The sequence below is a fragment of the Streptomyces sp. Rer75 genome, from assembly GCF_013414305.1.
Lineage (GTDB): Bacteria > Actinomycetota > Actinomycetes > Streptomycetales > Streptomycetaceae > Streptomyces > Streptomyces himastatinicus.
In genome coordinates this window covers 3,421,037-3,446,175 of the sequence record NZ_CP058693.1, presented here as the reverse complement: position 1 = coordinate 3,446,175, position 25,139 = coordinate 3,421,037, and the positions used below count along the sequence as shown (strand labels likewise).

General features: G+C 71.4%; 19 protein-coding genes and 2 pseudogenes. 16 read left to right on the top strand and 5 right to left on the bottom strand.

Features of this window, described 5'->3' with window-relative positions; genetic code table 11:
• The first annotated feature begins 18 nt into the window (after window positions 1-18).
• The 5 genes and pseudogenes from HYQ63_RS14720 to HYQ63_RS46015 form a co-directional block, all read left to right on the top strand.
• Window positions 19-225: a hypothetical protein gene (locus tag HYQ63_RS14720; protein ID WP_179934240.1), complete on the top strand. Its 207-nt coding sequence runs from the start codon at window positions 19-21 to the stop codon at window positions 223-225.
• Between the two features lie 362 nt (window positions 226-587).
• Window positions 588-4,790: an SNF2-related protein gene (locus tag HYQ63_RS14715; protein WP_257232604.1), complete on the top strand. Its 4,203-nt coding sequence runs from the start codon at window positions 588-590 to the stop codon at window positions 4,788-4,790.
• Complete coding sequence (locus tag HYQ63_RS14710; RefSeq protein ID WP_179934239.1) at window positions 4,787-5,710, top strand: hypothetical protein; 924 nt, start codon at window positions 4,787-4,789, stop codon at window positions 5,708-5,710. Before HYQ63_RS14715 ends, HYQ63_RS14710 begins: the two co-directional genes overlap by 4 nt.
• A 139-nt stretch (window positions 5,711-5,849) precedes the next feature.
• Window positions 5,850-6,440, top strand: a pseudogene (locus tag HYQ63_RS14705) (ComEC/Rec2 family competence protein); the annotation flags it as partial.
• 92 nt (window positions 6,441-6,532) lie between these two features.
• Window positions 6,533-6,718: pseudogene (locus tag HYQ63_RS46015) on the top strand (O-methyltransferase); the annotation flags it as partial.
• A gap of 55 nt (window positions 6,719-6,773) precedes the next feature.
• On the opposite strand, the gene HYQ63_RS14700 reads toward HYQ63_RS46015, so the two are convergent.
• On the bottom strand, window positions 6,774-7,019 hold the full coding sequence (locus HYQ63_RS14700; protein ID WP_009717969.1) for a hypothetical protein: 246 nt from the start codon (window positions 7,017-7,019) through the stop codon (window positions 6,774-6,776).
• Window positions 7,020-7,096: 77 nt separating this feature from the next.
• Here HYQ63_RS14700 and holA point away from each other — a divergent pair, with 77 nt between their 5' ends.
• On the top strand, window positions 7,097-8,086 hold the full coding sequence (holA, locus tag HYQ63_RS14695; protein WP_123106790.1) for a DNA polymerase III subunit delta: 990 nt from the start codon (window positions 7,097-7,099) through the stop codon (window positions 8,084-8,086).
• Window positions 8,087-8,113: 27 nt separating this feature from the next.
• On the opposite strand, the gene HYQ63_RS14690 is transcribed toward holA, so the two are convergent.
• Window positions 8,114-8,833: a hypothetical protein gene (locus tag HYQ63_RS14690; protein WP_179934238.1), complete on the bottom strand. Its 720-nt coding sequence runs from the start codon at window positions 8,831-8,833 to the stop codon at window positions 8,114-8,116.
• 552 nt (window positions 8,834-9,385) lie between these two features.
• Window positions 9,386-9,652, bottom strand: coding sequence for a 30S ribosomal protein S20 (rpsT, locus tag HYQ63_RS14685; RefSeq protein ID WP_123106792.1), 267 nt, complete (start codon window positions 9,650-9,652; stop codon window positions 9,386-9,388).
• A 194-nt stretch (window positions 9,653-9,846) separates the two neighbouring features.
• Here rpsT and lepA point away from each other — a divergent pair, with 194 nt between their 5' ends.
• From lepA to hemW, 4 genes are all read left to right on the top strand, one after another.
• Window positions 9,847-11,730 carry a translation elongation factor 4 gene (lepA, locus tag HYQ63_RS14680; RefSeq protein ID WP_179934237.1) on the top strand — a complete coding sequence of 628 codons (1,884 nt, stop codon included), beginning with the start codon at window positions 9,847-9,849 and terminating at the stop codon, window positions 11,728-11,730.
• A 242-nt stretch (window positions 11,731-11,972) separates the two neighbouring features.
• Window positions 11,973-13,862, top strand: coding sequence for a long-chain fatty acid--CoA ligase (locus tag HYQ63_RS14675; RefSeq protein WP_179934236.1), 1,890 nt, complete (start codon window positions 11,973-11,975; stop codon window positions 13,860-13,862).
• Between the two features lie 222 nt (window positions 13,863-14,084).
• Complete coding sequence (locus tag HYQ63_RS14670; protein WP_257231853.1) at window positions 14,085-16,040, top strand: SpoIIE family protein phosphatase; 1,956 nt, start codon at window positions 14,085-14,087, stop codon at window positions 16,038-16,040.
• A 56-nt stretch (window positions 16,041-16,096) separates the two neighbouring features.
• Complete coding sequence (gene hemW / locus HYQ63_RS14665) at window positions 16,097-17,329, top strand: radical SAM family heme chaperone HemW (RefSeq protein WP_179934234.1); 1,233 nt, start codon at window positions 16,097-16,099, stop codon at window positions 17,327-17,329.
• Here the strand turns inward: hemW and HYQ63_RS14660 are convergent.
• Together HYQ63_RS14660 and HYQ63_RS14655 are read right to left on the bottom strand one after the other, a co-directional pair.
• Window positions 17,326-18,168 (bottom strand): DUF3097 domain-containing protein, encoded by an 843-nt coding sequence (locus tag HYQ63_RS14660; protein ID WP_179934233.1) that lies wholly within the window; start codon window positions 18,166-18,168, stop codon window positions 17,326-17,328. The two genes, hemW and HYQ63_RS14660, sit on opposite strands and share 4 nt — an antisense overlap.
• A 23-nt stretch (window positions 18,169-18,191) precedes the next feature.
• On the bottom strand, window positions 18,192-18,914 hold the full coding sequence (locus HYQ63_RS14655; protein WP_179934232.1) for an MBL fold metallo-hydrolase: 723 nt from the start codon (window positions 18,912-18,914) through the stop codon (window positions 18,192-18,194).
• 176 nt (window positions 18,915-19,090) lie between these two features.
• On the opposite strand from HYQ63_RS14655, the gene hrcA reads away from it, so the two are divergent.
• The 6 genes from hrcA (at window position 19,091) to HYQ63_RS14625 (ending at window position 25,126) form a co-directional block, all read left to right on the top strand.
• Window positions 19,091-20,107 carry a heat-inducible transcriptional repressor HrcA gene (gene hrcA, locus HYQ63_RS14650; protein WP_179934231.1) on the top strand — a complete coding sequence of 339 codons (1,017 nt, stop codon included), beginning with the start codon at window positions 19,091-19,093 and terminating at the stop codon, window positions 20,105-20,107.
• The gene (gene dnaJ / locus HYQ63_RS14645; RefSeq protein ID WP_123106629.1) at window positions 20,108-21,241 is read left to right on the top strand and encodes a molecular chaperone DnaJ; all 1,134 of its coding nucleotides are present in this window, start codon (window positions 20,108-20,110) and stop codon (window positions 21,239-21,241) included.
• Between the two features lie 75 nt (window positions 21,242-21,316).
• A complete protein-coding gene (locus HYQ63_RS14640) occupies window positions 21,317-22,405 on the top strand; it encodes a nitronate monooxygenase (RefSeq protein WP_179934230.1) in 1,089 nt (362 codons plus the stop codon).
• On the top strand, window positions 22,402-23,145 hold the full coding sequence (locus HYQ63_RS14635; protein WP_179934229.1) for a 16S rRNA (uracil(1498)-N(3))-methyltransferase: 744 nt from the start codon (window positions 22,402-22,404) through the stop codon (window positions 23,143-23,145). Before HYQ63_RS14640 ends, HYQ63_RS14635 begins: the two co-directional genes overlap by 4 nt.
• 124 nt (window positions 23,146-23,269) lie before the next feature.
• Entirely contained in the window at window positions 23,270-23,773 is a 504-nt protein-coding gene (locus HYQ63_RS14630) for a hypothetical protein (RefSeq protein ID WP_257231852.1), read from the top strand.
• A gap of 21 nt (window positions 23,774-23,794) precedes the next feature.
• Window positions 23,795-25,126, top strand: a complete 1,332-nt coding sequence (locus HYQ63_RS14625) for a 26S protease regulatory subunit (protein WP_179934227.1) — start codon at window positions 23,795-23,797, stop codon at window positions 25,124-25,126.
• Window positions 25,127-25,139 lie beyond the last annotated feature (13 nt).

Sequence of the window (25,139 nt, the reverse complement as noted above, 5' to 3'; positions counted from 1 at the left end):
GCGCCATCCTCCTGACAGGTGAACCGCACGGTCCCGACGTTCCGTCCCTCGAAAGAGACGGTCGCCGCAGGTGTGTTCTGGTTCTCTCTGCTGGCCGCCGTGCGCGAGAACGTGCTGGTCAACGGCATCCTGCTCCATGCTGCGGCGGATCTTGCCTGCTGGAGAAGCCGCCACGTTGAAGGTGCTTTGCTGTCGTTCGTCCCATTTCTTCGTGTTTCTCCGTGAGGGTTGAGATGGCCTCCGTACCCCCCAGTCCGTCGAGTCCCGCCGTTCGTGTGCTGCATCCCGCGTCTGGTTCCCGTGTTGATCTCGAGTCGGTGGATCCGCATGTGTTCTCCCGGCTGCTGGAGGCAGCGTGGGAGAACCGCCATGTGCCTGCCGGACTCGCCGCCGAGGCCGCGGCACGTGGCGGTTCCGGACGCCTCGGCATCAAGGATCTGCGCCTGCTGCTGATGCGGGCATCGTCGCTCCCGTCCGCCCAGGCGGCCGTCTCCGGTGCGTGGGCGATCGTCTCGGCGCGCCCCGAACTGGCCGCATCCGTGCTCCACGCCCACTGCCAGGACATCGGAATTCCGTCGGCGTTCGTGATGCGCGAGGTGTCCGGTTCGAACCCGCAGCTGTTCAGCGCTCAAGCCGGGTGGCGGCAGCCCGGTGCGAACGCCCACGGTGCTGTGGTGACGCGCCCCAGCCGCAAGGCCGCCCATCAGAGCGCGGCCGTGAGCCTGCTCGGACACCTCTGCGGAGCCGAGCCGGTCGAGCAGGACGGCACCCTGTCCGGGTGGGTGCCGGCCGGCCGCTTCTCATCCTCCTCGCCATCGACTCAGGCCCGGGACGTGTCCTTCCCGACTCGTCTGAAGGAGGCGCTGGACCGCCCCCAGATCGCGCCCGCGGAGGTGGCCGAGATCGTACTGCGGATCAACGCAGGAGAGCTGATCCCGCGCGACCTGCACGCCGTCCTGTTCACCGCCAGGGCAGCAGCATGGCAGCCCGCTCGCGAGGCGGCTCTGGCGGCGGCGCACGATCCCGCCGTCGCCGTGGCGGTGCTGACCCTGCACCAGTCACTGCGCTATGGGCCGACGCCGTCCTATGCGGAAGAGGTCCGCAAGAGCGATCCGCCGCTGTTCAGGATGCGCGCGATGTGCGTTGTCGACGGGGAGGAGGTCAGTGAGCTCGGTCCTTGGCGTAACAACAAGCGGCTGGCGCGTGGGACTGCCGCACTTCGGCTGTTGGCTCAGCTGGCTGGCCTTCCGGTACAGGCGCCGCTGCCGGTTCAGGCTGCGGGGCCGCGCCCGAAGGCGGGCAACGGGCCTGGGCCGGAGAGGGATCCGCAGGCACAGCTGAAGGTCCTGGCGGAGTCCGGTGAGATCGGTGACCTCGTCTTCACGAGTGCGCCCGGCATCACGGGGCTGGAGCCGTTGTTCGTGTGCGTGGCCGCGTGCGTGCACCGTGGTGAGCTGCTTAGCGTCACCGGGCGGGGGCTCGGCCGCGCTAGCACACGGCTGGCGGCCGCGCGTCATCTGCTGGAGAGTGTTCAGCGCGCGGTGAAGGCGGGCCGCGGTCTGCGCCTGGGCCGCATTCCGGTGCCCGAACTCGGCGGGAAGAACCCGTTGATGTTGCTGAACGAGCTCAAGCAGACGGGCAAGATCAGCAAGTTGAGCATCGAGGATCCCGCCAAGGACCCCGCCGGGTTCGCCGCACGGGTCACCTGCAAGGTTCACGCGGAGTGGCTGGAGACTGTCGGTCACGGGCCCAACAAGCGCGATGCGCAACGCCAGGCCGCTGAGGCGATGATCGAATTGCTGGCCACCCCTGTGGAGGGCCCCAGCCGTGAGGGCAGTGTTCCCGCTGCCCGGGAGCTGGCGGCCGCGGCGGCCGCTGGTGCGGGTATCGGTGCACACCGGAGTCCGGCCGGTCCCCTCGCTCGCCGCGATGAGGCGGCAGCCGCCGAGGACACGCTGGTCGAACTGCTGCAGCAGGGCCTGGAGATCACGCTCGACCTGCAGGACGGCGCGGGCCGTTTCCTGCTCTACTGCGTCAACGGGGCCCCGCTGGACGCCTCCTGCCACAAGCCGATCAGATGCTGCACTGCCGATCTCGTCCTGCCCGGCCAGGGCCTCGCGGTCGGCCCCCGGCCGGTCGAATGCTGGCAGGTACCCGTACGGCTGCTGGCCAACGCCATGGCCCGGACAGTCGACGGTGACCATCTCGCTCCGTCCGCGCGGCTGTGGCGTCAGGCGATCAGGCTGGGGCTGGCTGTGGTGGCCGACGGCCGGGTGTATCCGACGCTGGACAGCCATGGCGTCGATGTGTGGAGCCTGGGCCCGCTCAACGAGCGCGAACGCAACCACGCGCGGCAGTTGCGTCAAGCCATGGTGCCTTCCGCGCACTGCGGGGCGGCCACCGACACCCGGCCCTACCAGTTGTGGGCTCCGCGCGTCGCGGTCCGCGCCGGGCTCGACGCGGTCGCCGAAGGGATGCTGCGTGGTCCCGGCGCCTCGGCTGTCCTGGGCAGCACGCCCTTCGCCGCCCCCATTCCGCGCCAGCAGCGCAGTTCCGCTCTGCACCAGTGGGCCGACCGCGCCGAGGACGATCGCGCCGAGGTGCCGCCGGTGGATTTGAAGCTGTCCGTACACGCCCCGAAGAGCTCCAGCCCCGACGACACGGAACTGCTGTGGGCTGAGCTGCTGATCGCCCAGCCCACTGTGGACAACCGCCAGCAGCTGTCCCACCCGGCCGCCAAGGTCGCCGGAGACGAGGCCCTGGTGGGGCACATCCGCCGGCGGCTGCGGCGCATCGCCGAGGTATGGGAGCCGGCCGGACGGCTACTGGAGTGCCCGGTACCTGACCGGTTCACGCTGCTCGCCGGCGAGGCCGTCCTACTGCTGGGCGCCACACGGGACCAACTGGAGCGGGCCGGCCTGAGCGTGTACTGGGAGCAGCAGTGGACCAGCCTGCTGCGCACTCGCGTCGTGGTCGGGGCAACAGCCGATCCGTCCTCGGCCGTGCCGAGGCCGCGGTTCTCCCTCGACGACGTGCTGGACGGCCGGTGGCAGGTGTCACTGGGCGACGCCGACCTCTCCGATCAGGAGATGGACGACATCGGCAAGGCGGCACGGCCACTGGCCAAGGTGCGTGACCAGTGGGTGATGGTCGACGAAGACACCGCACGCCGTGCCGCCAACCGAAACATCGGCCCGATCCCCTCGGGCCAGGCCCTGCGCGCGTCCCTGACCGGGTCCATCGACGTCGACGGTCAGGCTGTGCCGTGCGAGCCGACTGCCTTTCTTGCCGGTCTCGTGGACTTTCTGCGCACCGGCTCGCACACTACACCCGTCCCCGAGCCGGAAACGTTGCAGGCAACCCTGCGCGACTACCAACAACTCGGCCTGGCCTGGTTGGCGAACACCACCGACGCCGGCTTCGGCGCGATGCTTGCCGACGACATGGGCCTGGGTAAAACGCTGACCGCTCTCGCACTGCACCTGCACCGCCGGGAAACCACCACCGCCGCCACCGGACCCACCCTGATCATCTGCCCGGCCTCTGTCGTCATCACCTGGGAACGCGAAGCCCACCGGTTCGCCCCGACCGTGCCGACCTTGCGCTACCTGGGAGCCGACCGCACCCTCGAAGACGCCACCGACCGCACAATCATCATCACCAGCTACGAAACGCTCCGCCGCGACATCGACCTGCTGGCCCTCATGTCCTTCGACCTCGTCGTCGCCGACGAAGCCCAGATGGTCAAGAACCACCGCACCGCCACCGCCCGCGCCCTGCGCCGCATCAAGACCAACGTCCGGGTCGCCCTGACCGGCACCCCGGTCGAGAACAACCTCACCGAGGCGTGGGCCCTCATGGACTGGCTCAACCCCGGGCTGTTCGGCACCGAGCGCGTCTTCCGCGACCAGTTCGCCCGCCCCATCGAGGACAACATCGCCGACAGTGAGCGCACCGCACGGCTGTCCGGCCTCATGAGCGCGTTCATGCTGCGCCGGCGCAAGAGCGACCCGGGCATCCTCACCGAGCTGCCGCCCAAGGACATCCGGCCGCGCGTCGTCAGCCTCACCCAGGAACAGATCAACCTCTACCAGCAGACCGCCGACGACACGTTCCAGGAGATCCGCGAAGCCCACGGAGTTCACCGCAAGGGCCTGCTGCTGGAGCTGTTCAACAAGCTGCAGCAGATCTGCAACTCGCCCGCCCAGTACCACAAAGACCCCTTGGAGGACGAGTACGACCCCGAGCAGGCGGCAGCCCGGTCCGGCAAGATCGGCGCACTCGAGGACCTGCTCCCCACCTTGACCGCGCCCGAGGAATCCACGCTGATCTTCACCCGGTACCGGTCCATGGCCAAGCTCCTCCTGCGGCACCTGCGCAGCCACGGCCACGACCCTCTCTATTACAGCGGCGACATCCCCTCCGTCCGCGAGCGCCAGCGCATCATCGACACCTTCCAGGCCCGCTCTGGCCAGCTCATGGTCATGACTGTCAAAGCCGGCGGCACCGGCCTCACCCTCACCCAGGCCAACCACGTCGTGCTCTTCGACCGCCCCTGGAACCCGGCCAAGGAGAGCCAGGCCATCGACCGCGCCCATCGCCTGGGCCAGCAGCGCACCGTCACGGTGCACCCGCTCATCACGGAGAACACCCTCGAGGACCGCGTCGACGAGCTCCTCAAGCACAAACGGGCCCTTGCCGACGCCGTCCTCGCCGACGGCTACTCCGCTCTCACTGAACTCACCGACGACCAGATCGTCGACCTGATCGCCCTGGGAGCACAGCGATGACCCTCAACACATGGGCCCGCACCTGGGAGACCCTCCTGCGCGCCGCCATCGGTGACGAGGCCCTCTGGCTCGCCGGCCACAACGACCTGACCGCAGGCGGCCTCACCCACCTCACCGTCGCCCCCGGCCGCGCCAGAGCCACGGCCACCGACCGTCACCGTGCAACACCAGCACACCCGACGATCACCTTGCCGGTCTTCACCGACGACCAGATCACCGCCTGGCAAGCAGCCTCACCCACCTGCGGCCACCTCCAAGCAGTACGCACTGGCAAGCTCCCCGACTGCCTGACAAACCCAGGCCACACCGGCGGTGTTCCCGCCCAGCCCGCGCCCGAAGAGATCACCTTCAGCTGCGACTGCGGAACCCCACCGTGCCGCCACATCGCCGCCCTCACCCACGCCGTCACCGCACGCCTGACCAGCCGCCCCACCGACTTCGCCACCCTGCGCGGGCTCCCCGAACACCCCGCGCAGCCCCCCGCCGCCAGCGCGGACCAGCCGGTCACCACCACCCGCACGACGCCCCGCGGAAAGATCCACATTCCCGCCCACCACGCATGGGCCTGGTACCGCGAATGCGCCGAACCACCTCTGCTGCCCACCTACACACCCGAACTGACCGACGAACCGGTACCCAGCCTCCCGGCCTCGACGGCTCCTCCCGCACCCGCACCTGAGCGAGAGCAGATCCACGCACTCATTAGCGACGCTGCATCACAGGCACGAGCACACCTACGGGACGCCACCCCGCTGCAGTGCGCACTGCACGAGGACGCAATCCGACTCGCCGCCGTAGTACCCGGCATCCGGCTTCCCGAGACAGCCGAACGCCTGGGCATCGACATCGCTGATCTGCGAGAACAAATCTCGGAGTACACACCCATCCGCGGTAGCACCAAACAAACCCTTAGCGTGTGATCTGCATCACGCTCTCCTGAGGATCTCTGATGTCTCACCGCTGCATCGACCCGACGACGGCCTTGTTCCGACGAGCTCCACATCACGCCTGAGTGCGCCGGACAGCCGTTGTCTCATGAGACATACGGATCGTGGAGAACATGATCACGCCGACCATGTGGCCGGGCTGTCCGGTGTGCTGCGCGGCCGCTCGGTGGGGGCGATCGAGACGACCGGCCTGGCGGAGCCGCCCGGCCAGGCCGCGGCCGTGTGGCGCGGGGCCGCGGCGGCGCGGGTGCCGGTGGTGACAGCCGGGCCGGGGGAGCGGCGCCGGTCGGGTCCGCTGTCCTGGGAGGTCCTGTGGCCCGCCCACGACACCCCGGCCGATGCCCCGGTGCAGGAGGGGCCGAACGACGCGAGTGTGACCCTTCTGGTCCGTACGGCGGGCCTCACCCTGCTGCTCCTCGGTGACCTGGAACCGCCCGCCCAGCAGGCGCTGCTGATGGCGCATCCGGCCCTGCCCCCGGTTGATGTGCTCAAGGTCGCCCACCATGGCTCGGCCTACCAGGACCCGCGGCTGATCCACCGGCTGCACCCGCGGATCGCCCTGATCTCCTGCGGCGCGGACAACCCGTACGGACATCCGTCGCCCCGCACCGTGGCGGCCCTGAGGGCCCGGGGCGCCGCCGTGCTGCGGACCGATCGGGACGGGCCGATCGCGGTGACCGGCCCGCGGCTGCGGGCGGTGGTCGCCGGGAGCAGGGGGCGACGGGGGCACCGGGGGCGGCGCGGCGGCCGAAGGCCATGGGGCGGTGGCGACCCCCAATTCGCCGTCCGAGCCGCACCCTGGGCGGGTACAGCACGATCTGGCTGGCCAGAGCGCTGCCCGAGGCGGGCGGCTGGTCTCCCCGGAGGCCCACCCCCGGTGCGCGGAGGTGGCGCGGGAAAAGTGGAGCGGGCGGGCTGGGCAAGGTTGTCGAGATCCGCACCGGCAAGGCGCTGGAGTCGCTGCCCCGGTTGGCCGAGGAGGGGGACGGCTGACCGGTAGTGGACGGAGGGGGCGGGCCAGGACGTGTCCGGGCGGTCAGTCGGTCTCCAGCCAGCCCTCGTACTCCTCGGCGAGGGCGTCCAGCGCGGCCGGGTCCAGCCGGGTGGCCGGGTCCTCGACGACCACCAGCCACTGGGCGTCCTCGGCGTCGTCCTCACCTGCCAGGGCATCGCGCACCAGCTGGGGCTCCTCCGCGACGCCGAAGCGCTCGGGCAGCGCCTCGGCCACCTCCTCCGCCGCGTCGCGGTCGGGGAGCACCAGCACATGCCGTACGCCGTTCAGTCCTCCATCGATCACCGGAACATTGTCGGCCATAGCGAAGACCGGGCTGTCAGCGGTCCGTGGGATGCTGGACCGCGATGGCCAGGAAGACGACGACCGACGACCCCCTCGCCCCGGTGACGCTCGCCGTGGGCCAGGAGGACCTGCTGCTCGACCGCGCCGTGCAGCAGGTCGTGGCGGCGGCCCGTGCCGCCGACCCCGACACCGATGTGCGCGACCTCACGCCCGACGCGCTCCAGCCCGGCACCCTCGCCGAGCTGACCAGCCCGTCGCTCTTCGCGGAGCGCAAGGTCGTGGTGGTGCGCAGCGCACAGGATCTTTCGGCCGACACGATCAAGGACGTGAAGGGCTATCTCGGCGCCCCCGCCGAGGAGATCACCCTGGTACTGCTGCACGCCGGGGGAGCCAAGGGCAAGGGGCTGCTCGACGCCGCACGCAAGGCCGGGGCGCGCGAGGTGGCGTGCCCGAAGATGACCAAGCCCGCCGACCGGCTGGCGTTCGTCCGGTCGGAGTTCCGCACCAGCGGCCGGTCCGCGACACCGGAGGCCTGTCAGGCGCTGGTGGACGCCATCGGAAGCGATCTGCGCGAGCTGGCCAGCGCGGTGTCCCAGCTCGCCGCGGATGTCGAGGGCACGATCGACGAGGCCGTCGTCGGCCGCTACTACACGGGCCGGGCCGAGGCGTCCAGCTTCACCGTCGCCGACCGTGCCGTCGAGGGGCGGGCGGCCGAGGCGCTGGAGGCGCTGCGCTGGGCGATGGCCACGGGCGTGGCTCCGGTGCTGATCACCAGCGCCCTGGCCCAGGGGGTCCGCGCCATCGGCAAGCTGGCCTCCGCCCCGCGCGGTGCCCGCCCCGGTGATCTGGCCCGTGAGCTGGGCATGCCGCCCTGGAAGATCGACCGGGTCCGGCAGCAGATGCGCGGCTGGTCGGCGGACGGGGTGTCGATCGCGCTGCGCGCGGTCGCCGAGGCCGACGCGGGCGTCAAGGGCGGTGGCGACGATCCGGAATACGCCCTGGAGAAGGCCGTCGTCACCATCGCCCGTGCCGCCCGCGCGGGCCGTTCCTAGACCTGCCCTGCCAGCTCAGATCCGGCCCTACTCCCTCATCTTCGCCAGGGTCGCCCGGGCGCTCTTTTCGAGCATCTCGGTGGCCTCGTCCGCCGTCATGGGGTCGTCGCTCGATGAGCTGGATACGTACTCCGACCACGTCGACTGGTAGGTCATCCAGCCCTCCCGCACGCCGAGGATCACATACGCCCCGGTGTCGCTGCTGCTGGTGCTCTGCTGGGTGACGACGTACGCCTCGTCGCCGAGGCCGTCCACCTCGTTCACCTTGTAGGTGTAGCTGGAGGTCCGCTGGTCCTCGTACTGCCGGTACTGGGCCTCGAACTCCGGCTCCGGGTTGGTCTTCCGGTGCAGACCGGCCGTCGTGGAGAGCCACTCCGAGGAGTAGTCGCTGCTGGACGCGCCGGTCGGCTCGAAGTCGATCTGGCAGGTCATCGAGTCCAGGGCCGGGTCCCGGGAGGCGCTGTGCCGCGGATTCGACGACGATCCGCTGGCGTCCTTCTGCTCGTATCCGGCGTCCTCGATGGCCTTGAGGTCGGTCGAGGCGCACAGATTGCGCGTGTAGGTGTAGCCCGCGAGGTCGGCCTCCGGCGCGCCGCCGAACCCTCCGGTCGCGAAGACCACGCCCGCCCAGACCGCCGAGGCGACGACGGCCCCGCCGAGCGCCCACAGCCAGCCCTTTCCGCCTCCGGCCCCGCCGCCGGGCGGGGGCGGGGCGGGCGCGGCGTACGGCCCGTACCCGCCGCCCATCTGCCCTCCGGGCCCTCCGGGCCCCGCGGGCCCGGGGACCGTAGGCACCCCCGGCATGGTCGGCTGCGCATACGCCGGGGCGTGCGGCGACGGGGCGGCGTGCGGCGGAGGCTGTGGCGGTTGCGGCGGCTGTCCGTAGGAGCCGGGCGGCGGCGCGCTCTGCTGAGACGGCGGCTGGGACTGAGCGTGCTGCTGTGGCGGGAGCGGCGGCTGAGGTGGCTGCGGCGGCCCGTACGGATTGGGTGTCTCCCCCGGTATCGACATGACGTGAACATACCCGAAGAAACGCCAAAAACCCCGCGCTGCGCAGGGAGGATCCGGAGGCAAGGCAGGGAGGAGCCGGAGGCGAGAGGGGGCCGGATGCACCGGGGTCCGGATGCACGGGGTCCGGACACAGCAATGCCCCCGGAGTGGGCCCGGGGGCATTGAACGTAGCGTGGCGTACTACGAAGGCTGTCCGTGGTCCGAGGTAGAGGGCTCGGACGTTCCCCACGGCGGGGTGGGGGCGAGGTGTCGCCCCGGTGGGTCACCCGTGCGGGTGGCCCGGAAGGGTCAGCCCTTGAGGCCGGCGATCTGCTGCGCGAGCGCCGACTTCTTGTTGGCGGCGTTGTTCTTGTGGAGCACGCCCTTGCTGACGGCCTTGTCGAGCTTGCGCGCGGCGGCGCGGGCGGCGGCGGTGGCCTTCTCGGCGTCACCGGCGGCCACGGCCTCGCGGGTCCGGCGGATGGCGGTCTTCAGCTCGGACTTGACGGCCTTGTTGCGCTGACGCGCCTTCTCGTTCGTCTTGTTCCGCTTGATCTGGGACTTGATGTTCGCCACGTAAAGAGCCTTCGCAGGTTCGTTGGTTTTTGCTGTCTGTCGTGCGCGTGTGTCCCGCGCGAGAGGGGCGCGTAAGACACAGTCGGCCAGATTACCAGCAGCGCTGGTGGCCTCCCAAACCCGGAAGCGGTTGCCGTTCATGGGACCATGGGGGAACTGAGAACACCGAGTCCCGCCTAGACACAGGACGCTGCGTGCCCGCGACCCCTACCAATGTGCCGGAGCCGAGCCGTACCGACCCGGCTCTGATCCGTAACTTCTGCATCATCGCGCACATCGACCACGGCAAGTCGACGCTTGCCGACCGCATGCTTCAGCTGACCGGCGTGGTCGAGCAGCGACAGATGCGCGCGCAGTACCTCGACCGCATGGACATCGAGCGCGAGCGCGGCATCACGATCAAGTCCCAGGCGGTCCGGCTGCCCTGGGCGCTCACCGAGGACCAGGCGAGCCCGAAGCCGGTCACTCATGTCCTCAACATGATCGACACCCCTGGCCACGTGGACTTCACCTATGAGGTCTCGCGTTCGCTGGCGGCCTGTGAGGGCTGCATCCTGCTGGTCGACGCGGCCCAGGGCATCGAGGCCCAGACCCTCGCCAACCTCTATCTGGCGATGGAACACGACCTCACGATCATCCCGGTCCTCAACAAGATCGACCTCCCGGCCGCCCAGCCCGAGAAGTACGCCGCCGAGCTGGCGCATCTGATCGGCTGCGACGTCTCCGACGTGCTCAAGGTCTCCGCCAAGACCGGCGAGGGCGTGGACGAGCTGCTGGACACCGTGGTGCGGCTGGTCCCGCCGCCGGTGGGGGTCAAGGACTCGCCCGCCCGCGCGATGATCTTCGACTCCGTCTATGACGCGTACCGCGGTGTCGTGACGTACGTGAAGGTCGTCGACGGCACGCTCAACAAGCGTGAGCGCATCAGGATGATGTCCACCGGCGCCGCCCACGAGCTGCTGGAGATCGGCACGAACTCACCCGAGATGACCGCCTCCGACGGGCTGTCCGTCGGCGAGGTGGGCTATCTGATCACCGGTGTGAAGGACGTCCGCCAGTCCAAGGTCGGCGACACGATCACCCAGTTCACCAAGGGCGCCGAGGAGCCGCTGGGCGGCTACAAGGACCCCAAGCCGATGGTGTTCTCGGGGCTGTATCCGCTGGACGGCTCGGACTATCCGGTGCTGCGCGAGGCCCTGGACAAGCTCCAGCTCAACGACGCCGCGCTGGTCTACGAGCCGGAGACCTCCGCCGCCCTCGGCTTCGGCTTCCGGGTCGGCTTCCTCGGGCTGCTGCACCTGGAGGTCATCCGTGAGCGCCTGGAGCGCGAGTTCAACCTCGACCTGATCGCCACCGCGCCCAACGTGATCTACCGGGTGGACATGGAGGACGGCGCCGTGCACACGGTGACCAACCCCAGCGAGTTCCCCGCGGGCAAGGTCGACAAGGTGCACGAGCCGGTCGTCCGGGCCACGATCCTCGCCCCCAGCGAGTTCATCGGCGCGATCATGGAGCTGTGCCAGAACCGCCGCGGCGTGCTGCTCGGCATGGACTACCTCTCCGAGGACCGGGTCGAGATCCGCTACACGCTTCCGCTCGCCGAGGTCGTCTTCGACTTCTTCGACCAGCTGAAGTCCAAGACCCGCGGTTATGCCTCGCTGGACTACGAGCCCACCGGCGAGCAGGCCTCCGACCTGGTCAAGGTCGACATCCTGCTGCACGGCGACAAGGTCGACGCGTTCTCCGCGATCACCCACAAGGACAAGGCGTACGCGTACGGCGTGCGGCTGGTCGCCAAGCTGCGCGAGCTGATCCCGCGGCAGAGCTTCGAGGTGCCGATCCAGGCCGCCATCGGCTCCCGGGTCATCGCCCGGGAGACCGTCCGGGCCATCCGCAAGGATGTCCTCGCCAAGTGCTACGGCGGTGACATCTCCCGTAAGCGGAAGCTGCTGGAGAAGCAGAAGGAAGGCAAGAAGCGGATGAAGATGGTCGGCAGCGTGGAGGTGCCGCAGGAGGCCTTCATCGCGGTGCTGTCCTCCGATGACGGAGGCGGCGGCGACGCCAAGGGGAAGAAGTAGTCGTAGGCGAACGGGCCCGGTGCGCAGTGAGCGCCGGGCCCGTTGTCGTGTGACGCTCGATGCATGAGGGAACCCCCGCGGTTCCTCATCGTTTGAACGCACCTCCCTATTTGAACGCACCTCCCTATTTGAACTACATGGCCCGGAACCCCTTACGCAGTACGGTTTCGGCCCTTACTCTGATCGCCACGCGAAGGTTACTCGCGAGTCACCAAGCACTGAGGCGGGACCCGGAGGATGCCGTGACCGACACCCAGAATCTGCTCGAGAACCGGCCGCCGTCCCTGGCGACGCACTTCCTCCAGCGCGTCGAGGCGACGCCGGACAAGGAGGCGTACCGCTATCCCGTGCCGCCCGCCTCCGGCCGGGGTCCCGACGAGTGGCGGCCGCTGACCTGGCGCGAAAGCGCGGATCGCGTCTTCGCCATCGCCGCCGGGCTGATCACCCTCGGCGTCCGCCCCGAGGAGCGGGTGGCGCTCGCCTCCTCGACCCGCGTCGAATGGATCCTCGGCGACCTCGGCGTGCTGTGCGCGGGCGCGGCGACCACCACGGTCTACCCGAGCACCAACGCCGAGGAGACCGCCTTCATCCTCGCCGACTCCGGCAGCCGGGTCCTGATCGCCGAGGACGGCGCCCAGCTGGCCAAGGTCCGCGAGAAGCGCGACGAGCTGCCCGACCTCGCCCATGTGGTGGTGATCGAGGCCGAGGACGCGACGCCCGCCGGGGACGACCCGGAGGGCTGGGTGCTCTCCCTCGCCGAGCTGGAGAAGCGCGGTGCGGCGCACCTGGACGAGCACCCCGACGCGGTACGGGAGCGTACGGACGCGCTGCGCGCCGATCAGCTGGCGACGCTCATCTACACCTCCGGCACCACCGGCCGCCCCAAGGGCGTACGGCTGGCGCATGACTCCTGGTCCTACATGGCGATCGCCATCGGTACCCAGGAGGGGCTGCTCTACCCGGACGACATGCAGTACCTGTGGCTGCCTCTCGCGCATGTCTTCGGCAAGGTGCTGACGGCGGGGCAGATCTACGTCGGACATACGACCGCGGTGGACGGCCGGGTCGACAAGATCATCGAGAATCTGCCGGTGGTCCGGCCGACCTATATGTGCGGCGTGCCGCGGATCTTCGAGAAGGTCTACAACGGGGTGGCGCAGAAGGCCCGCGAGGGCGGCGGCGCCAAGTACAAGATCTTCCAGTGGGCGGCCGGGGTCGCCCGCGACTACGCCAAGATCTCCCAGGACAACTTCCGCCGCACCGGCACCGCGTCCGTGCCGTTCGGCCTCAAGGCCCAGCACGCCGCCGCCGACAAGCTCGTCTACGCCAAGCTGCGCGAGGCGTTCGGCGGGCGGCTGCGCGCCGCCGTGTCCGGTTCGGCCGCGCTGGCCCCCGAGATCGGCTACTTCTTCGCGGGCGCCGGGATCAACATCCTGGAGGGGTACGGGCTCACCGAGTCCAGCGCCGCGAGCTTCCTCAACCCGCCGGACTACCGCACCGGTACGGTCGGCAAGGCATTCCCGGGCCTGGAGGTGCGGTTCGCCGACGACGGCGAGGTGCTGCTGCGCGGCCCCGGCATCATGCAGGGCTACCACGGGCTGCCCGAGCTGACCGCGCAGGTGCTGGAGTCCGACGGCTGGTTCCACACCGGCGACATCGGGGAGCTGTCGCCCGACGGCTATCTGCGGATCACCGACCGCAAGAAGGACCTGATCAAGACCTCGGGCGGGAAGTACGTCGCCCCGGCGGAGGTCGAGGGCCAGTTCAAGGCGGTGTGCCCGTTCGTCTCCAACATCCTGGTGCACGGCTCCGACCGCAACTACTGCACCGCGCTGATCGCCCTCGATGAACCGACCATCATGGGCTGGGCGCAGGAGCACGGCCTGGCGGGGAAGTCCTACGCCGAAGTCGTGGACACCGCAGCGGTGCGGGAGTTGATCGACGGCTATGTGCAGCGGCTCAACGAGGGGCTGCAACGGTGGCAGACGATCAAGAAGTTCCGGCTGCTGCCGCGTGATCTGGACGTGGAGCACGGCGAGCTGACGCCGAGTCTGAAGATGAAGCGTCCCGTGGTGGAACGCGAGTACAAGGCCCTGATCGAGGACATGTACGCCGGTACGCGCGAGGCCTGACGGCGGGGTCGGCGCCGGTCCCCGCCCGGCGCCGGCCCCCGCTTCCGGCACGACGTCACCCACCGCTCGACTCCGCGCCGAACCCCCGATGCGGCCGGGGGTTCTTTACCGGAACAGGCCCGGCGTACGCACGATTTTTCCCCTCAACACAGTTAACTTGCGTGACTCGGTGCATATAACGGCGGTCCGTCTGTCACTCTGTCCGTGCCGGATACGGCGCATATGACGGAGCTTCTCAGGAGCCGCACAGTGGGGACGTCATCTTCCACCCCGTCTGCATCCGCAGGCGGGGTGGCTCTGCCGGTCGGGGGAATCGGTCCCGTCCGTACCAGCGCCTCGGCCCGCGCGAGCCTGCCCGGCAGCCCGCTCGCGGCCTCCGCGGCACGCCGGTTCGTGCGCGCCGCGCTCGCCGAGTGGGTCGCGCTCGACGTACCGTCCGCCGACCGGATCACCGACCGGGTCGCGGACGAGGCCGTCCTGCTGGTGAGCGAGTTGGTCACCAACGCCGTGGTGCACGCGGGCACCGCGGTCGAAGTGTGCTGCGCGCTCGATGTGTCCAGCCACGAGGGCGAACCGCCCTCCCTCGTCGTGGAGGTGACCGACCACCACCCCAGCCGGGTGCTGCGCGGCGATCCGCCGGTCGACGCGGACGGCGCGGAGTGCGCCGGAGGCCACGGGCTGCGGCTCGTCGCCGAGATCGCCGAGGCGTGGGGGACGACGTACCGGCGGTTCAGCAAGACGGTGTGGTTCCAGGTGTCGGTCAGGGCCGCCGCCGACCCGGTGGTGCCCGAGGAGCCCCTGGCCGGGGACCTCGCGCCCCCGTGGGCCTCGCGCGGTACGGAGATCGTCGCCCCCGCGCCGCGCCGGGTGCCCGCCCGCCGCGCCGATCCGGAGTGGACCCGGCACGGCGCGCTGTCCTTCCTCGCCGAGGCGTCCGACCTGCTCGCCGGGCAGTTCGACGAGGAGATGGTCACCTCGCTCGCCGGACAGCTGCTGGTGCCCCGGCTCGCCGACTGGTGCGCGATCTGGCTCGACACCGGCGGCGGGCCGCCGCGGCTGGCCCGGGTCTGGCACGCCAGCGAGAGCCGCATGGAGGGGCTCAAACAGGTGCTGGAGAAGGAGCCGCCCCAGCTGCCCGCGACCGCGCGCGGCGGCGCGCTGGACTGGCCGTGGCCGGCCGACCCCGCGGCGTACGGGCCCGGGGGCGCGGCGCTCGCCTGCCGCCTGATCGCGGGCGGGCGCGCGCTGGGCACGCTGCTGCTGGGGCGGGCCGGGCTGGTGCGCATGCCGGACGAAGTCGTCGGCCTGATCGAGGACTTCGCGCGCCGCGTCGCGCTCGCCCTCGCCTCCGCCCGGCGCTACACGCGCCAGGCCACCATCAGCCGGGTGCTCCAGCGGGGGCTGCTGCCGTCCGGGATCGCCCGGATCCCCGGCGTGGAATCGGCCGTCGTGTACGAGCCGACCGGCGACATCTCGGCCGGGGGCGACTTCTACGACGTCTTCCCGGCCGGTGACGGGCGCTGGTGCTTCGTCCTCGGCGACGTCTGCGGAAACGGCCCCGAGGCGGCCGTGGTGACCGGCCTGGTGCGGCCCTGGCTGCGGCTGCTGGCCCGCGAGGGCTACGACGTGGGGGAGGTCCTCGACCGCCTCAACCAGCTGCTGGGCGAGGAGACCGTGGGGGAGGCCGTCGAGGCGGTCGAGGCGGCGGGCGGCGCCGACCCGGGCGGCGCGGGCCTGCCGCCGGGCGGCGGCCCGGCGCGGTTCCTCTCGCTGCTGTACGGGGAGCTGGTGCCGCTCGGGCAGGGCAGCGAGGGCGGGGTGCGGTGCACGCTGGCCAGCGCGGGCCATCCGCTGCCGCTGGTCCTCCAGCCCGATGGAACGGTTCGGACGGTCGCCGTGCCGCAGATACTCCTCGGCGTGGTGGAGGAGGCCGCGTACGAGAGTGAAACGTTCGATCTCGCGCCCGGCGAGACCCTGCTGTGCGTGACGGACGGGGTGACGGAGCACCGTTCCGGCAGCCGCCAGTTCGACGACGAGGACGGCCTCGCGTCGGTGCTCGCGGGCTGCGCGGGGCTCAGCGCCCGGGAGGTCGCGGAGCGGGTGCGGCGGGCGGTGGACGAGTTCGCCGTGGAGCCGCCGGACGACGACCTGGCGATGCTGGTGCTCAAGGCGCTGTAGAAGCCCGCCCCGCGGGCGGGGCGGGGCGCGCCGCGGGATGGCGGACAATGGGGCGTATGCCTTCCGTACTGCCCGACGGCGACCCCATGCCCCAGGACGGCGCGCTGCCCCCCGGCGCGCTGGCCGGGGCGGCGGGACGGCCGCTGGGGTTCTATCTGCACGTGCCCTACTGCGCCACCCGCTGCGGGTACTGCGACTTCAACACGTACACCGCCGCCGAGCTGCGCGGTTCCGGCGGGGCGCTCGCCTCCCGGGACAATTACGCCGAGCAGGTCGCGGAGGAGGTGCGGCTCGCGCGGAAGGTACTGGGGGACGATCCGCGGCCGGTCGAGACCGTGTTCGTCGGCGGCGGCACGCCGACCCTGCTGGCGGCCGCGGACCTCGGGCGGATGCTCGGGGCCATCCGTGACGAGTTCGGGCTGGCGGACGGGGCCGAGATCACGACCGAGGCCAATCCGGAGTCGGTCGATCCGCGCTATCTGGAGGCGCTGCGGGAGGCCGGGTTCAACCGGGTGTCGTTCGGGATGCAGAGCGCCCGGCAGCACGTCCTGAAGGTGCTGGACCGCACCCACACCCCCGGCCGCCCCGAGGCCTGCGTCGCGGAGGCACGGGCCGCCGGGTTCGATCATGTGAATCTGGACCTGATCTACGGGACCCCCGGCGAGAGCGACGACGACTGGCGGGCCTCCCTGGAGGCGGCGCTCGGCGCGGGCCCGGACCATGTGTCGGCGTACGCGCTGATCGTCGAGGAGGGCACCCAGCTGGCCCGCCGGATCCGGCGCGGCGAGGTGCCGATGACCGACGACGACGCCCACGCGGACCGGTATCTGATCGCCGAGGAGATGCTGTCGGCGGCGGGGTTCGCCTGGTACGAGGTCTCCAACTGGGCGACCTCGCCCCAGGGCCGGTGCCGCCACAACGAGCTGTACTGGCGCGGCGCCGACTGGTGGGGCGCCGGACCCGGCGCGCACAGCCACGTCGGCGGGGTGCGCTGGTGGAACGTCAAGCACCCCGGGGCGTACGCCCAGGCGCTCGGCGAGGGCCGCTCACCGGGCGCCGGGCGGGAGCTGCTGTCCGACGAGGAGCGCCGGGTCGAGCGGATCCTGCTGGAGCTGCGGCTGTCCGAGGGGTGCCCGCTGGAGCTGCTGCGCCCGGCCGGAGCGGCGGCCGCGGCGCGGGCGCTGGAGGACGGCCTGCTGGAGCCGGAGCCCTACGGGCAGGGCCGGGCCGTGCTCACCCTCAGGGGCCGCCTGCTGGCCGACGCGGTGGTGCGGGACGTGGTCGACTAGGTCGACTGGTCGGACGGGGGCGCCGTGACGAAGTCGATCAATTCCTCGACCCGCCCCAGCAGCTCCGGCCGCAGATCCTTGTAGGAGTGGACCGCGGTCAGGATCCGCTGCCACGCCGCGCCCGTGTTCTCCGGCCAGCCCAGCGCGCGGCAGACGCCCGTCTTCCAGTCCTGGCCGCGCGGCACCGTCGGCCAGGCCGGAATGCCGAGCGAGGACGGCTTCACGGCCTCCCACACGTCGATGAAGGGGTGCCCGACGACCAGGACGCTCTCGTCGGTGATCTGCTCGGCGATACGGGACTCCTTGGACCCGGCCACCAGGTGGTCCACCAGCACGCCGAGCCGGGCGTCCGGGCCGGGTGAGAAGTCGCGCACGATGGCGGGCAGGTCGTCGACGCCCGCCAGGTACTCCACGACGACGCCCTCGATGCGCAGGTCGTCGCCCCAGACCCGCTCCACCAGCTCCGCGTCGTGGCGGCCCTCCACGTAGATGCGCCCGGCGCGGGCGACCCGTGCCCGGGCGCCGGGGACGGCGAGCGACCCGGAGGCCGTGCGCTGCGGCGCGCCGGGGGCCGTCGCGCGCGGGCGCACGAGGGTGACGACGCGGCCCTCCAGGAGGAAGCCGCGCGGCTCCATGGGGAAGACGCGGTGCTTGCCGAAGCGGTCCTCCAGGGTGACCGTCGGCCCTTGCGCGGTCTTCTCGCAGCGGATCACGGCACCACAGAACCCCGTGGTGACCTCCTCGACCACGAGGTCCGGGTCCGCGGGCACCTCGGGGGCGGGCTGCTGCCGCTTCCAGGGCGGGGTCAGATCCGAGTCGTACTGTCGGCTGCTGCGCATCCGGATGACGATAGCGCGGCGGGTTAACGGGACACGCCGAAGCGGGCGGCCAGTTCGTCGCGTTGGTCACGTACGAAGGCCGCGTCCACGACCGACCCGTGCCCCGGCACGTACCGCGCGTCCTCGCCGCCGAGGGCGATCAGCCGGTCGAGGGCGGCGGGCCAGTGGGCGGGGATCGCGTCGGGTCCGGCCTGGGGCGGGCCCGACTCCTCGACCAGATCGCCGCAGAAGACCACCTCCGGCCGTCCCGGGACCAGAACGGCCAGGTCATGGGCGGTGTGCCCGGGGCCCACGTTCGCCAGCAGCACGGACCGGCCGCCCAGGTCGAGGGTGACCTCCCCGGAGACCGCGTGATGCGGCGGTACGAGGTGATCGGCGGCCTCGGCGGCGGCGCCGGGGGCCACCCCGTGCCGTACCGCGTCCTCGCGCAGCGCGTCCCGGTCGCGGCGCAGCAGGGCGTCCAGACCCGTGGCCCCGTACACCTCGCAGCCCGCGAAGGCGGCCGTGCCCAGGACATGGTCGAAGTGCGGATGGGTGAGCGCGATCCGGGTCGGCCGGCGGCCGGTCAGCCGGGTGATCTCGGCCCGCAGCGCCGCGCCCTCGCGCAGCGACGAGCCGGTGTCCACCACGAGGACGTCCGTATCGCCGACGACCACGCCGACCGTGCAGTCCCAGTCCGGCAGCCGTCGGCGGGCGACATCGGGCGCGAGCTGTTCCCACCCTGCCTCTTCCCAACACGTCTTCATACCGAGACGCTAGCTCCAACAGCGATAGCGTGACGTGTGGCCGGGGCGCCGGCGGGGGGCGGCTCTTGCCGTGGCCACCGCACCCCGCCGTACACTGGCTGAGGGGTTCTGGCACTCGTGACCATTGAGTGCCAGAAGGACGACCTGATGACACGGCTGGACTGGAGGTGCGCGGGGTGCTCAGCGAACGCAGACTCGAAGTGCTGCGTGCCATTGTCCAGGACTACGTGGGCACCGAGGAGCCGGTCGGCTCCAAGGCGCTCACCGAGCGGCACCGGCTGGGGGTCTCCCCGGCCACGGTGCGCAACGACATGGCGGCGCTGGAGGACGAGGGCTTCATCGCCCAGCCGCACACCAGCGCCGGGCGCATCCCCACGGACAAGGGCTACCGGCTCTTCGTGGACAGGCTGGCCGGAGTGAAGCCGCTGTCCGCTCCGGAGCGGCGCGCCATCCAGAACTTCCTCGACAGCGCCGTCGACCTCGACGACGTGGTGGGGCGCACCGTCCGGCTGCTGGCGCAGCTGACCCGGCAGGTCGCGGTGGTGCAGTACCCGTCGCTGACCCGTTCGACGGTGCGGCACGTGGAGCTGCTGCCGCTGGCCGTGGCCCGGGTGATGCTGGTGCTGATCACCGACACCGGGCGGGTCGAGCAGCGCATGGTGGACTGCCCGACTCCGATCAGCGACGACTCGCTGGCGGATCTGCGGGCCCGGCTCAACAGCCGGGTCGTGGGGCGGCGGTTCGCGGATGTGCCGCAATTGGTGCAGGATCTTCCGGAGTCCTTCGAGCAGGAGGACCGGGGGACGGTCTCGACCGTGCTGGCGACGTTGCTCGAAACGCTTGTCGAGGAGACCGAAGAGCGGCTGATGATCGGCGGCACCGCGAACCTCACGCGTTTCGTGCATGATTTCCCCCTGACGATCCGGCCCGTGCTGGAGGCACTTGAGGAGCAGGTCGTCCTCCTCAAGCTGCTCGGCGAGGCCAAAGACTCGGGTATGACCGTGCGCATCGGGCATGAGAATGCTCACGAGGGGCTGAATTCCACCTCGGTCGTCGCGGTCGGCTACGGTTCGGGCGACGAAGCCGTCGCCAAACTCGGCGTGGTCGGACCGACCCGCATGGACTACCCCGGAACGATGGGAGCGGTACGCGCAGTGGCACGTTACGTCGGACAGATCCTGGCGGAGTCGTAAGTGGCGACGGACTACTACGCAGTCCTGGGCGTGCAGCGCGATGCCTCGCAGGACGAGATCAAGAAGGCATTCCGCCGGCTCGCACGTGAGCTGCACCCGGACGTGAACCCGGATCCGAAGACCCAGGAGCGGTTCAAGGAGATCAACGCCGCTTACGAGGTGTTGTCGGATCCGCAGAAGAAGCAGGTCTACGACCTGGGCGGGGACCCGTCGGGTTCGGCCGCGGGCGGCGGCGCCGGTGGCTTCGGCGCGGGCTTCGGCAACTTCTCCGACATCATGGACGCCTTCTTCGGCACCGCCTCGCAGCGCGGACCGCGGTCCCGTACCCGGCGCGGCCAGGACGCCATGATCCGCCTCGACGTGGAGCTGAACGAGGCCGCGTTCGGCACCACCAAGGACATCCAGGTCGACACCGCGGTGGTGTGCACCACCTGTAGCGGTGAGGGCGCGGCGCCGGGCACCTCGGCGCAGACGTGCGACATGTGCCGCGGACGCGGTGAGGTCTCGCAGGTGACGCGGTCCTTCCTGGGCCAGGTCATGACCTCGCGGCCGTGCCCGCAGTGCCAGGGCTTCGGCACCGTGGTGCCGACCCCGTGCCCGGAGTGCGCGGGGGACGGGCGGATCCGCTCGCGGCGCACGCTGACCGTGAAGATCCCGGCCGGTGTGGACAACGGCACCCGCATCCAGCTCGCGGGCGAGGGCGAGGTCGGCCCGGGCGGCGGCCCGGCGGGCGACCTGTACGTGGAGATCCACGAGGTCCCGCACCCCGTCTTCCAGCGGCGCGGCGACGACATGCACTGCACGGTGACGATCCCGATGACCGCGGCGGCCCTCGGCACCAAGGTGCCGCTGGAGACGCTGGACGGCCTGGAGGAGATCGACATCCGGCCCGGCACCCAGTCCGGCCAGTCGGTCCCGCTGCACCAGCGCGGCGTCACCCATCTGCGCGGCGGCGGCCGGGGCGACCTGATCGTCCACGTCGAGGTGACGACCCCGACCAAGCTCGACCCGGAGCAGGAGGAGCTGCTGCGGCGGCTGTCCAAGCTGCGCGGCGAGGAGCGCCCGACCGGGGAGTTCAAGCCGGGGCAGCAGGGGCTGTTCTCGCGCCTGAAGGACGCGTTCAACGGACGGTAGGCGCCGCCGGTGAGCGCCTTCGGCGGACGCTGATCCGGTGACGGATCGCCGCGGAGGGCATGGCACCATGTGCCCATGTCCTCCGCGCTGACCGATCTCGCTCGGTACCCGATCGTGCAGGCTCCGATGGCGGGCGGGGCCTCCTGCCCGCAGCTCGCCGCCGCTGTCATCGAGGCCGGGGGCCTCGGCTTCCTCGCCGCCGGTTACAAGACGCCGGAGGCGATGTACGAGGAGATCAAGCAGCTGCGCGGGCTGACCGGCCGCCCCTTCGGCGTCAACCTGTTCATGCCGCAGGCGCCCAGCGACCCGGCCGCCGTCGCGGTCTACGCCGACCGCATCGCGGGCGAGGCATCCCGCTACCAGACCGCGCTCGGCGACCCGGAGTCCGGCTCCGACGACGCGTACGACGCCAAGCTGGCGATCCTGCTGAACGACCCGGTCCCGGTGGTCTCGTTCACCTTCGGCTGTCCCACCCGCGCCGTGCTGGACGCGTTCGCCCGGGTGGGCACCCGGACCGTCGTCACCGTGACCTCGCCGGTGGAGGCGGAGACCGCCCAGTGGGCGGGCGCCGACGCCGTCTGCGTCCAGGGCGTGGAGGCCGGTGGCCACCAGGGCGGCTTCCGCAACGACCCGGCCGACGACGCCCCCGGCGCCGTGCTCGGGCTGCTGTCGCTGGTCGCGCTGGTGCGCGAGACCGTGCAGATCCCGATCATCGCGGCGGGCGGGCTGATGCGCGGCTCGCAGATCGCCGCGGTGCTGGCTGCGGGCGCGGCCGCGGGGCAGCTGGGCACCGCGTTCCTGGTGTGCCCCGAGTCGGGGGCGAACGCCCTGCACAAGGCGGCCATGACCGATCCGCTGTTCGGCCGGACCGAGCTGACCCGGGCCTTCTCCGGCCGCCCGGCCCGCGGTCTGGTCAACCGGTTCATCCGCGACCACGGCCCGTACGCCCCGGCCGCCTACCCCCAGCTGCACCACCTCACCTCCGGGCTGCGCAAGGCGGCGGCCAAGGAGGGCGACCCGCAGGCCATGGCGCTGTGGGCCGGGCAGGGGCACCGGCTGGCGCGTGAACTGCCCGCCGCGCGGCTGGTGGAGACCTTGGCCGTCGAGCTGAACGCGACAGGGTCCGCGTACGGGTTCCACGACTCGCGAGGCGTGGTGTCGTGACCGCCCCGGTGTTCGTGGCCGACTCCCTCGCGGGAGCGGCCACCGGGGCCCGTATCGCGCTGGAGGGCCCCGAGGGGCGGCACGCGGTGGCGGTGAAGCGGCTGCGGGTCGGCGAGGCGGTGATCCTCACGGACGGCGCCGGTACGGGCGTATCGGGCACCGTGGCGGCCGTCGAGGGGAAGGACCGGCTGCTGGTCGAGGTCGACGGCGTACGCCACGAGGCGGCGCCGAGCCCGCGGATCACCGTCGTCCAGGCGCTGCCCAAGGGCGACCGCGGCGAGGTGGCCGTGGAGACCATGACCGAGACGGGCGTCGACGCGATCGTCCCGTGGACGGCCGCCCGCTGCATCACCCAGTGGAAGGGCGAGCGCGGGCAGAAGGCGCTCGGCAAGTGGCGGTCGACCGCGCGCGAGGCGGGCAAACAGTCCCGTCGGCTGACCTTCCCCGAGGTCGGGGACGCGTTGACGACCAAGGAGGTTGCTCGACTTCTCGCCGATGCCGACCTCGCGGCCGTGCTCCACGAGGAGGGCAGCGACCCCCTGGCGACGGCTCAACTGCCCCATGAGGGACATATCGTGCTCGTCGTGGGGCCCGAAGGGGGCGTCTCGCCGGAGGAGTTGGCGGCCTTCGCCGCGGCGGGCGCACGGCCGTACCGGCTGGGCCCGAGCGTCCTGCGCACCTCCACGGCGGGAACGGCCGCCGCCGCGCTGCTGTTGGGACGCACCGGCCGCTGGGGCTGACCCTCTTCGGGGAGCCGCGAGGTGGCCGACGATGGTCTTCCGGTTCGCCGTGCGTCATGGGAATCTGACCCCTATGGGGGTATTAAGCCATCATGTACGGCATGGAAGGCCGCTGCTGGCGGCCGTGGCCGCGGTCGCCGCGGCCGTCGCGGTGACGGGGTGTGAACCGAGGGACGGCGGGGTCACCGCGATCGCCGTCTCGATCACCACGGACAAGGTCTCCACCTCCGCCCTGGAGCGGGGCGGTATCGGGGTGCGCTGGCTGACCTGCAACGCGGATCTGAAGACCGGCCCCACCGCCGGGGCCTCGGCCTCCCGCGCCGGTGACTCGGGCACGACGGACGCCTCCGTGGACTGCCGGGGCAGGACCGAGGACGACAAGGCCATCGGGATCCGCGGCAAGGTCACCTATGTGCGGGAGAACCACTGCGTGCGCGGCGATCTGACCGGCACGGTCGAGGGCCACAAGGTCTTCCGGGCCGATGTGATCGGCGAATGCGACGGCGGCGACGACACCGGGAGCCCCACGGCGGAGCGCACCAGCCCCACGGCGGAGCGCACCCACCCCTGGGACGAGGCCACCACCCGTCACCCGTGGGACGAGAGGACCACCGAACCCGGGAAATAGCGTCCGCATAAGCTGTGGGCCATGTCGGACGAGTCACCGCTGATCCAGAGCCTGCGCACGGCCGTCGCCGCCGCCCCGGCCGATGTACCCCTGCGGCTGCACCTGGCGGGGTTGTTGCTGGACGGCGGGCGCGGGCAGGACGCGATATCCGAGGTCGCGGCGGCACTTCAGCGCGACCCCGGGAACGCCGAGGCGCAGGCCCTGATGGCGCGCGCCGTGGCGCCCCCGGCCCCGCCTGCCGCCTCGGCCCCTGCCGCCGCTCCGGCCCCTGCCGCTCCCGGGCCCGCGTCCGGAGACGGTTCGTACGATTGGCGGCGCGCCGAGGGCGAGTTGGCGGACGTCGTCCCACCGCGCTTCGTGGAGACCCCGGACGACCCCGGGGACTCCGAGCACCCCGAGCACCCCGACGAGGGTCCGCGGCCGCACAGGCCGCTGGCCGCCGACGGCTCCGACAACCCCGGTGAGACCTCCGCGTGGGAGGTGGAGCGCACCGGTGTGCGCCTGGCCGACATCGGCGGCATGGACGAGGTCAAGGAACGCCTCGACGCCGCCTTCCTCGCCCCCATGCGCAACCCCGAGCTGCGCAAGCTCTACGGCAAGAGCCTGCGCGGCGGGCTGCTGATGTACGGGCCGCCCGGCTGCGGCAAGACGTACATCGCGCGCGCCGTGGCCGGGGAGCTGGGCGCCCACTTCATGTCGGTCAGCATCAGCGACGTTCTCGACATGTGGATCGGCAATTCCGAACGGAACATGCGCGAGCTGTTCCAGACCGCCCGCCGCAGCGCGCCCTGCGTGCTCTTCCTGGACGAGCTGGACGCCCTCGGCGCCAAGCGCAGCCAGCTCCGCCACAGCGGGCTGCGCACCACCGTCAACCAGCTGCTCGCCGAGCTGGACGGGGTCGACGCGGAGGCCAACGAGGGGCTGTTCGTGCTCGCCGCCACCAACCACCCCTGGGACGTGGACGGCGCGCTGCGCCGCCCCGGCCGCCTCGACCGCACCCTGCTGGTGCTGCCGCCCGACCAGCCCGCGCGCGAGGCGATCCTCCGCCACCATCTGGCGGACCGCCCGATCGCGGGCGTCGACGTGCGCAAGCTGGCCAAGCGGACCGACGGCTTCTCCGGCGCGGACCTCAAGTACCTGTGCGAGACGGCGGCCGAGCGCGCCCTGATGGACTCCGTACGGACCGGACAGGCCCGGATGATCGGCCAGGACGATCTGCTGGCCGCACTGGGCCAGGTGCGGCCCTCGACCCGTCCGTGGTTCGACACCGCGCGCAATGTGGCCCAGTTCGCCAACGAGGGCGGCACGTACGACGATCTGCTGGCCTACCTCAAGAGCAAGCGCATGCTGTGAACGCCGCGAACGG

Coding starts and splice junctions, on each gene's coding strand:
- HYQ63_RS14625 (WP_179934227.1), top strand. CDS start 23,795: ATGTCGGACGAGTCACCGCTGATCCAGAGCCTGCGCACGGCCGTCGCC.
- HYQ63_RS14670 (WP_257231853.1), top strand. CDS start 14,085: ATGACGGAGCTTCTCAGGAGCCGCACAGTGGGGACGTCATCTTCCACC.
- HYQ63_RS14655 (WP_179934232.1), bottom strand. CDS start 18,914: ATGAAGACGTGTTGGGAAGAGGCAGGGTGGGAACAGCTCGCGCCCGAT.
- holA (WP_123106790.1), top strand. CDS start 7,097: ATGGCCAGGAAGACGACGACCGACGACCCCCTCGCCCCGGTGACGCTC.
- HYQ63_RS14690 (WP_179934238.1), bottom strand. CDS start 8,833: ATGGGCGGCGGGTACGGGCCGTACGCCGCGCCCGCCCCGCCCCCGCCC.
- HYQ63_RS14710 (WP_179934239.1), top strand. CDS start 4,787: ATGACCCTCAACACATGGGCCCGCACCTGGGAGACCCTCCTGCGCGCC.
- HYQ63_RS14660 (WP_179934233.1), bottom strand. CDS start 18,168: ATGCGCAGCAGCCGACAGTACGACTCGGATCTGACCCCGCCCTGGAAG.
- hemW (WP_179934234.1), top strand. CDS start 16,097: ATGCCTTCCGTACTGCCCGACGGCGACCCCATGCCCCAGGACGGCGCG.
- HYQ63_RS14715 (WP_257232604.1), top strand. CDS start 588: ATGCGCGAGGTGTCCGGTTCGAACCCGCAGCTGTTCAGCGCTCAAGCC.
- HYQ63_RS14640 (WP_179934230.1), top strand. CDS start 21,317: ATGTCCTCCGCGCTGACCGATCTCGCTCGGTACCCGATCGTGCAGGCT.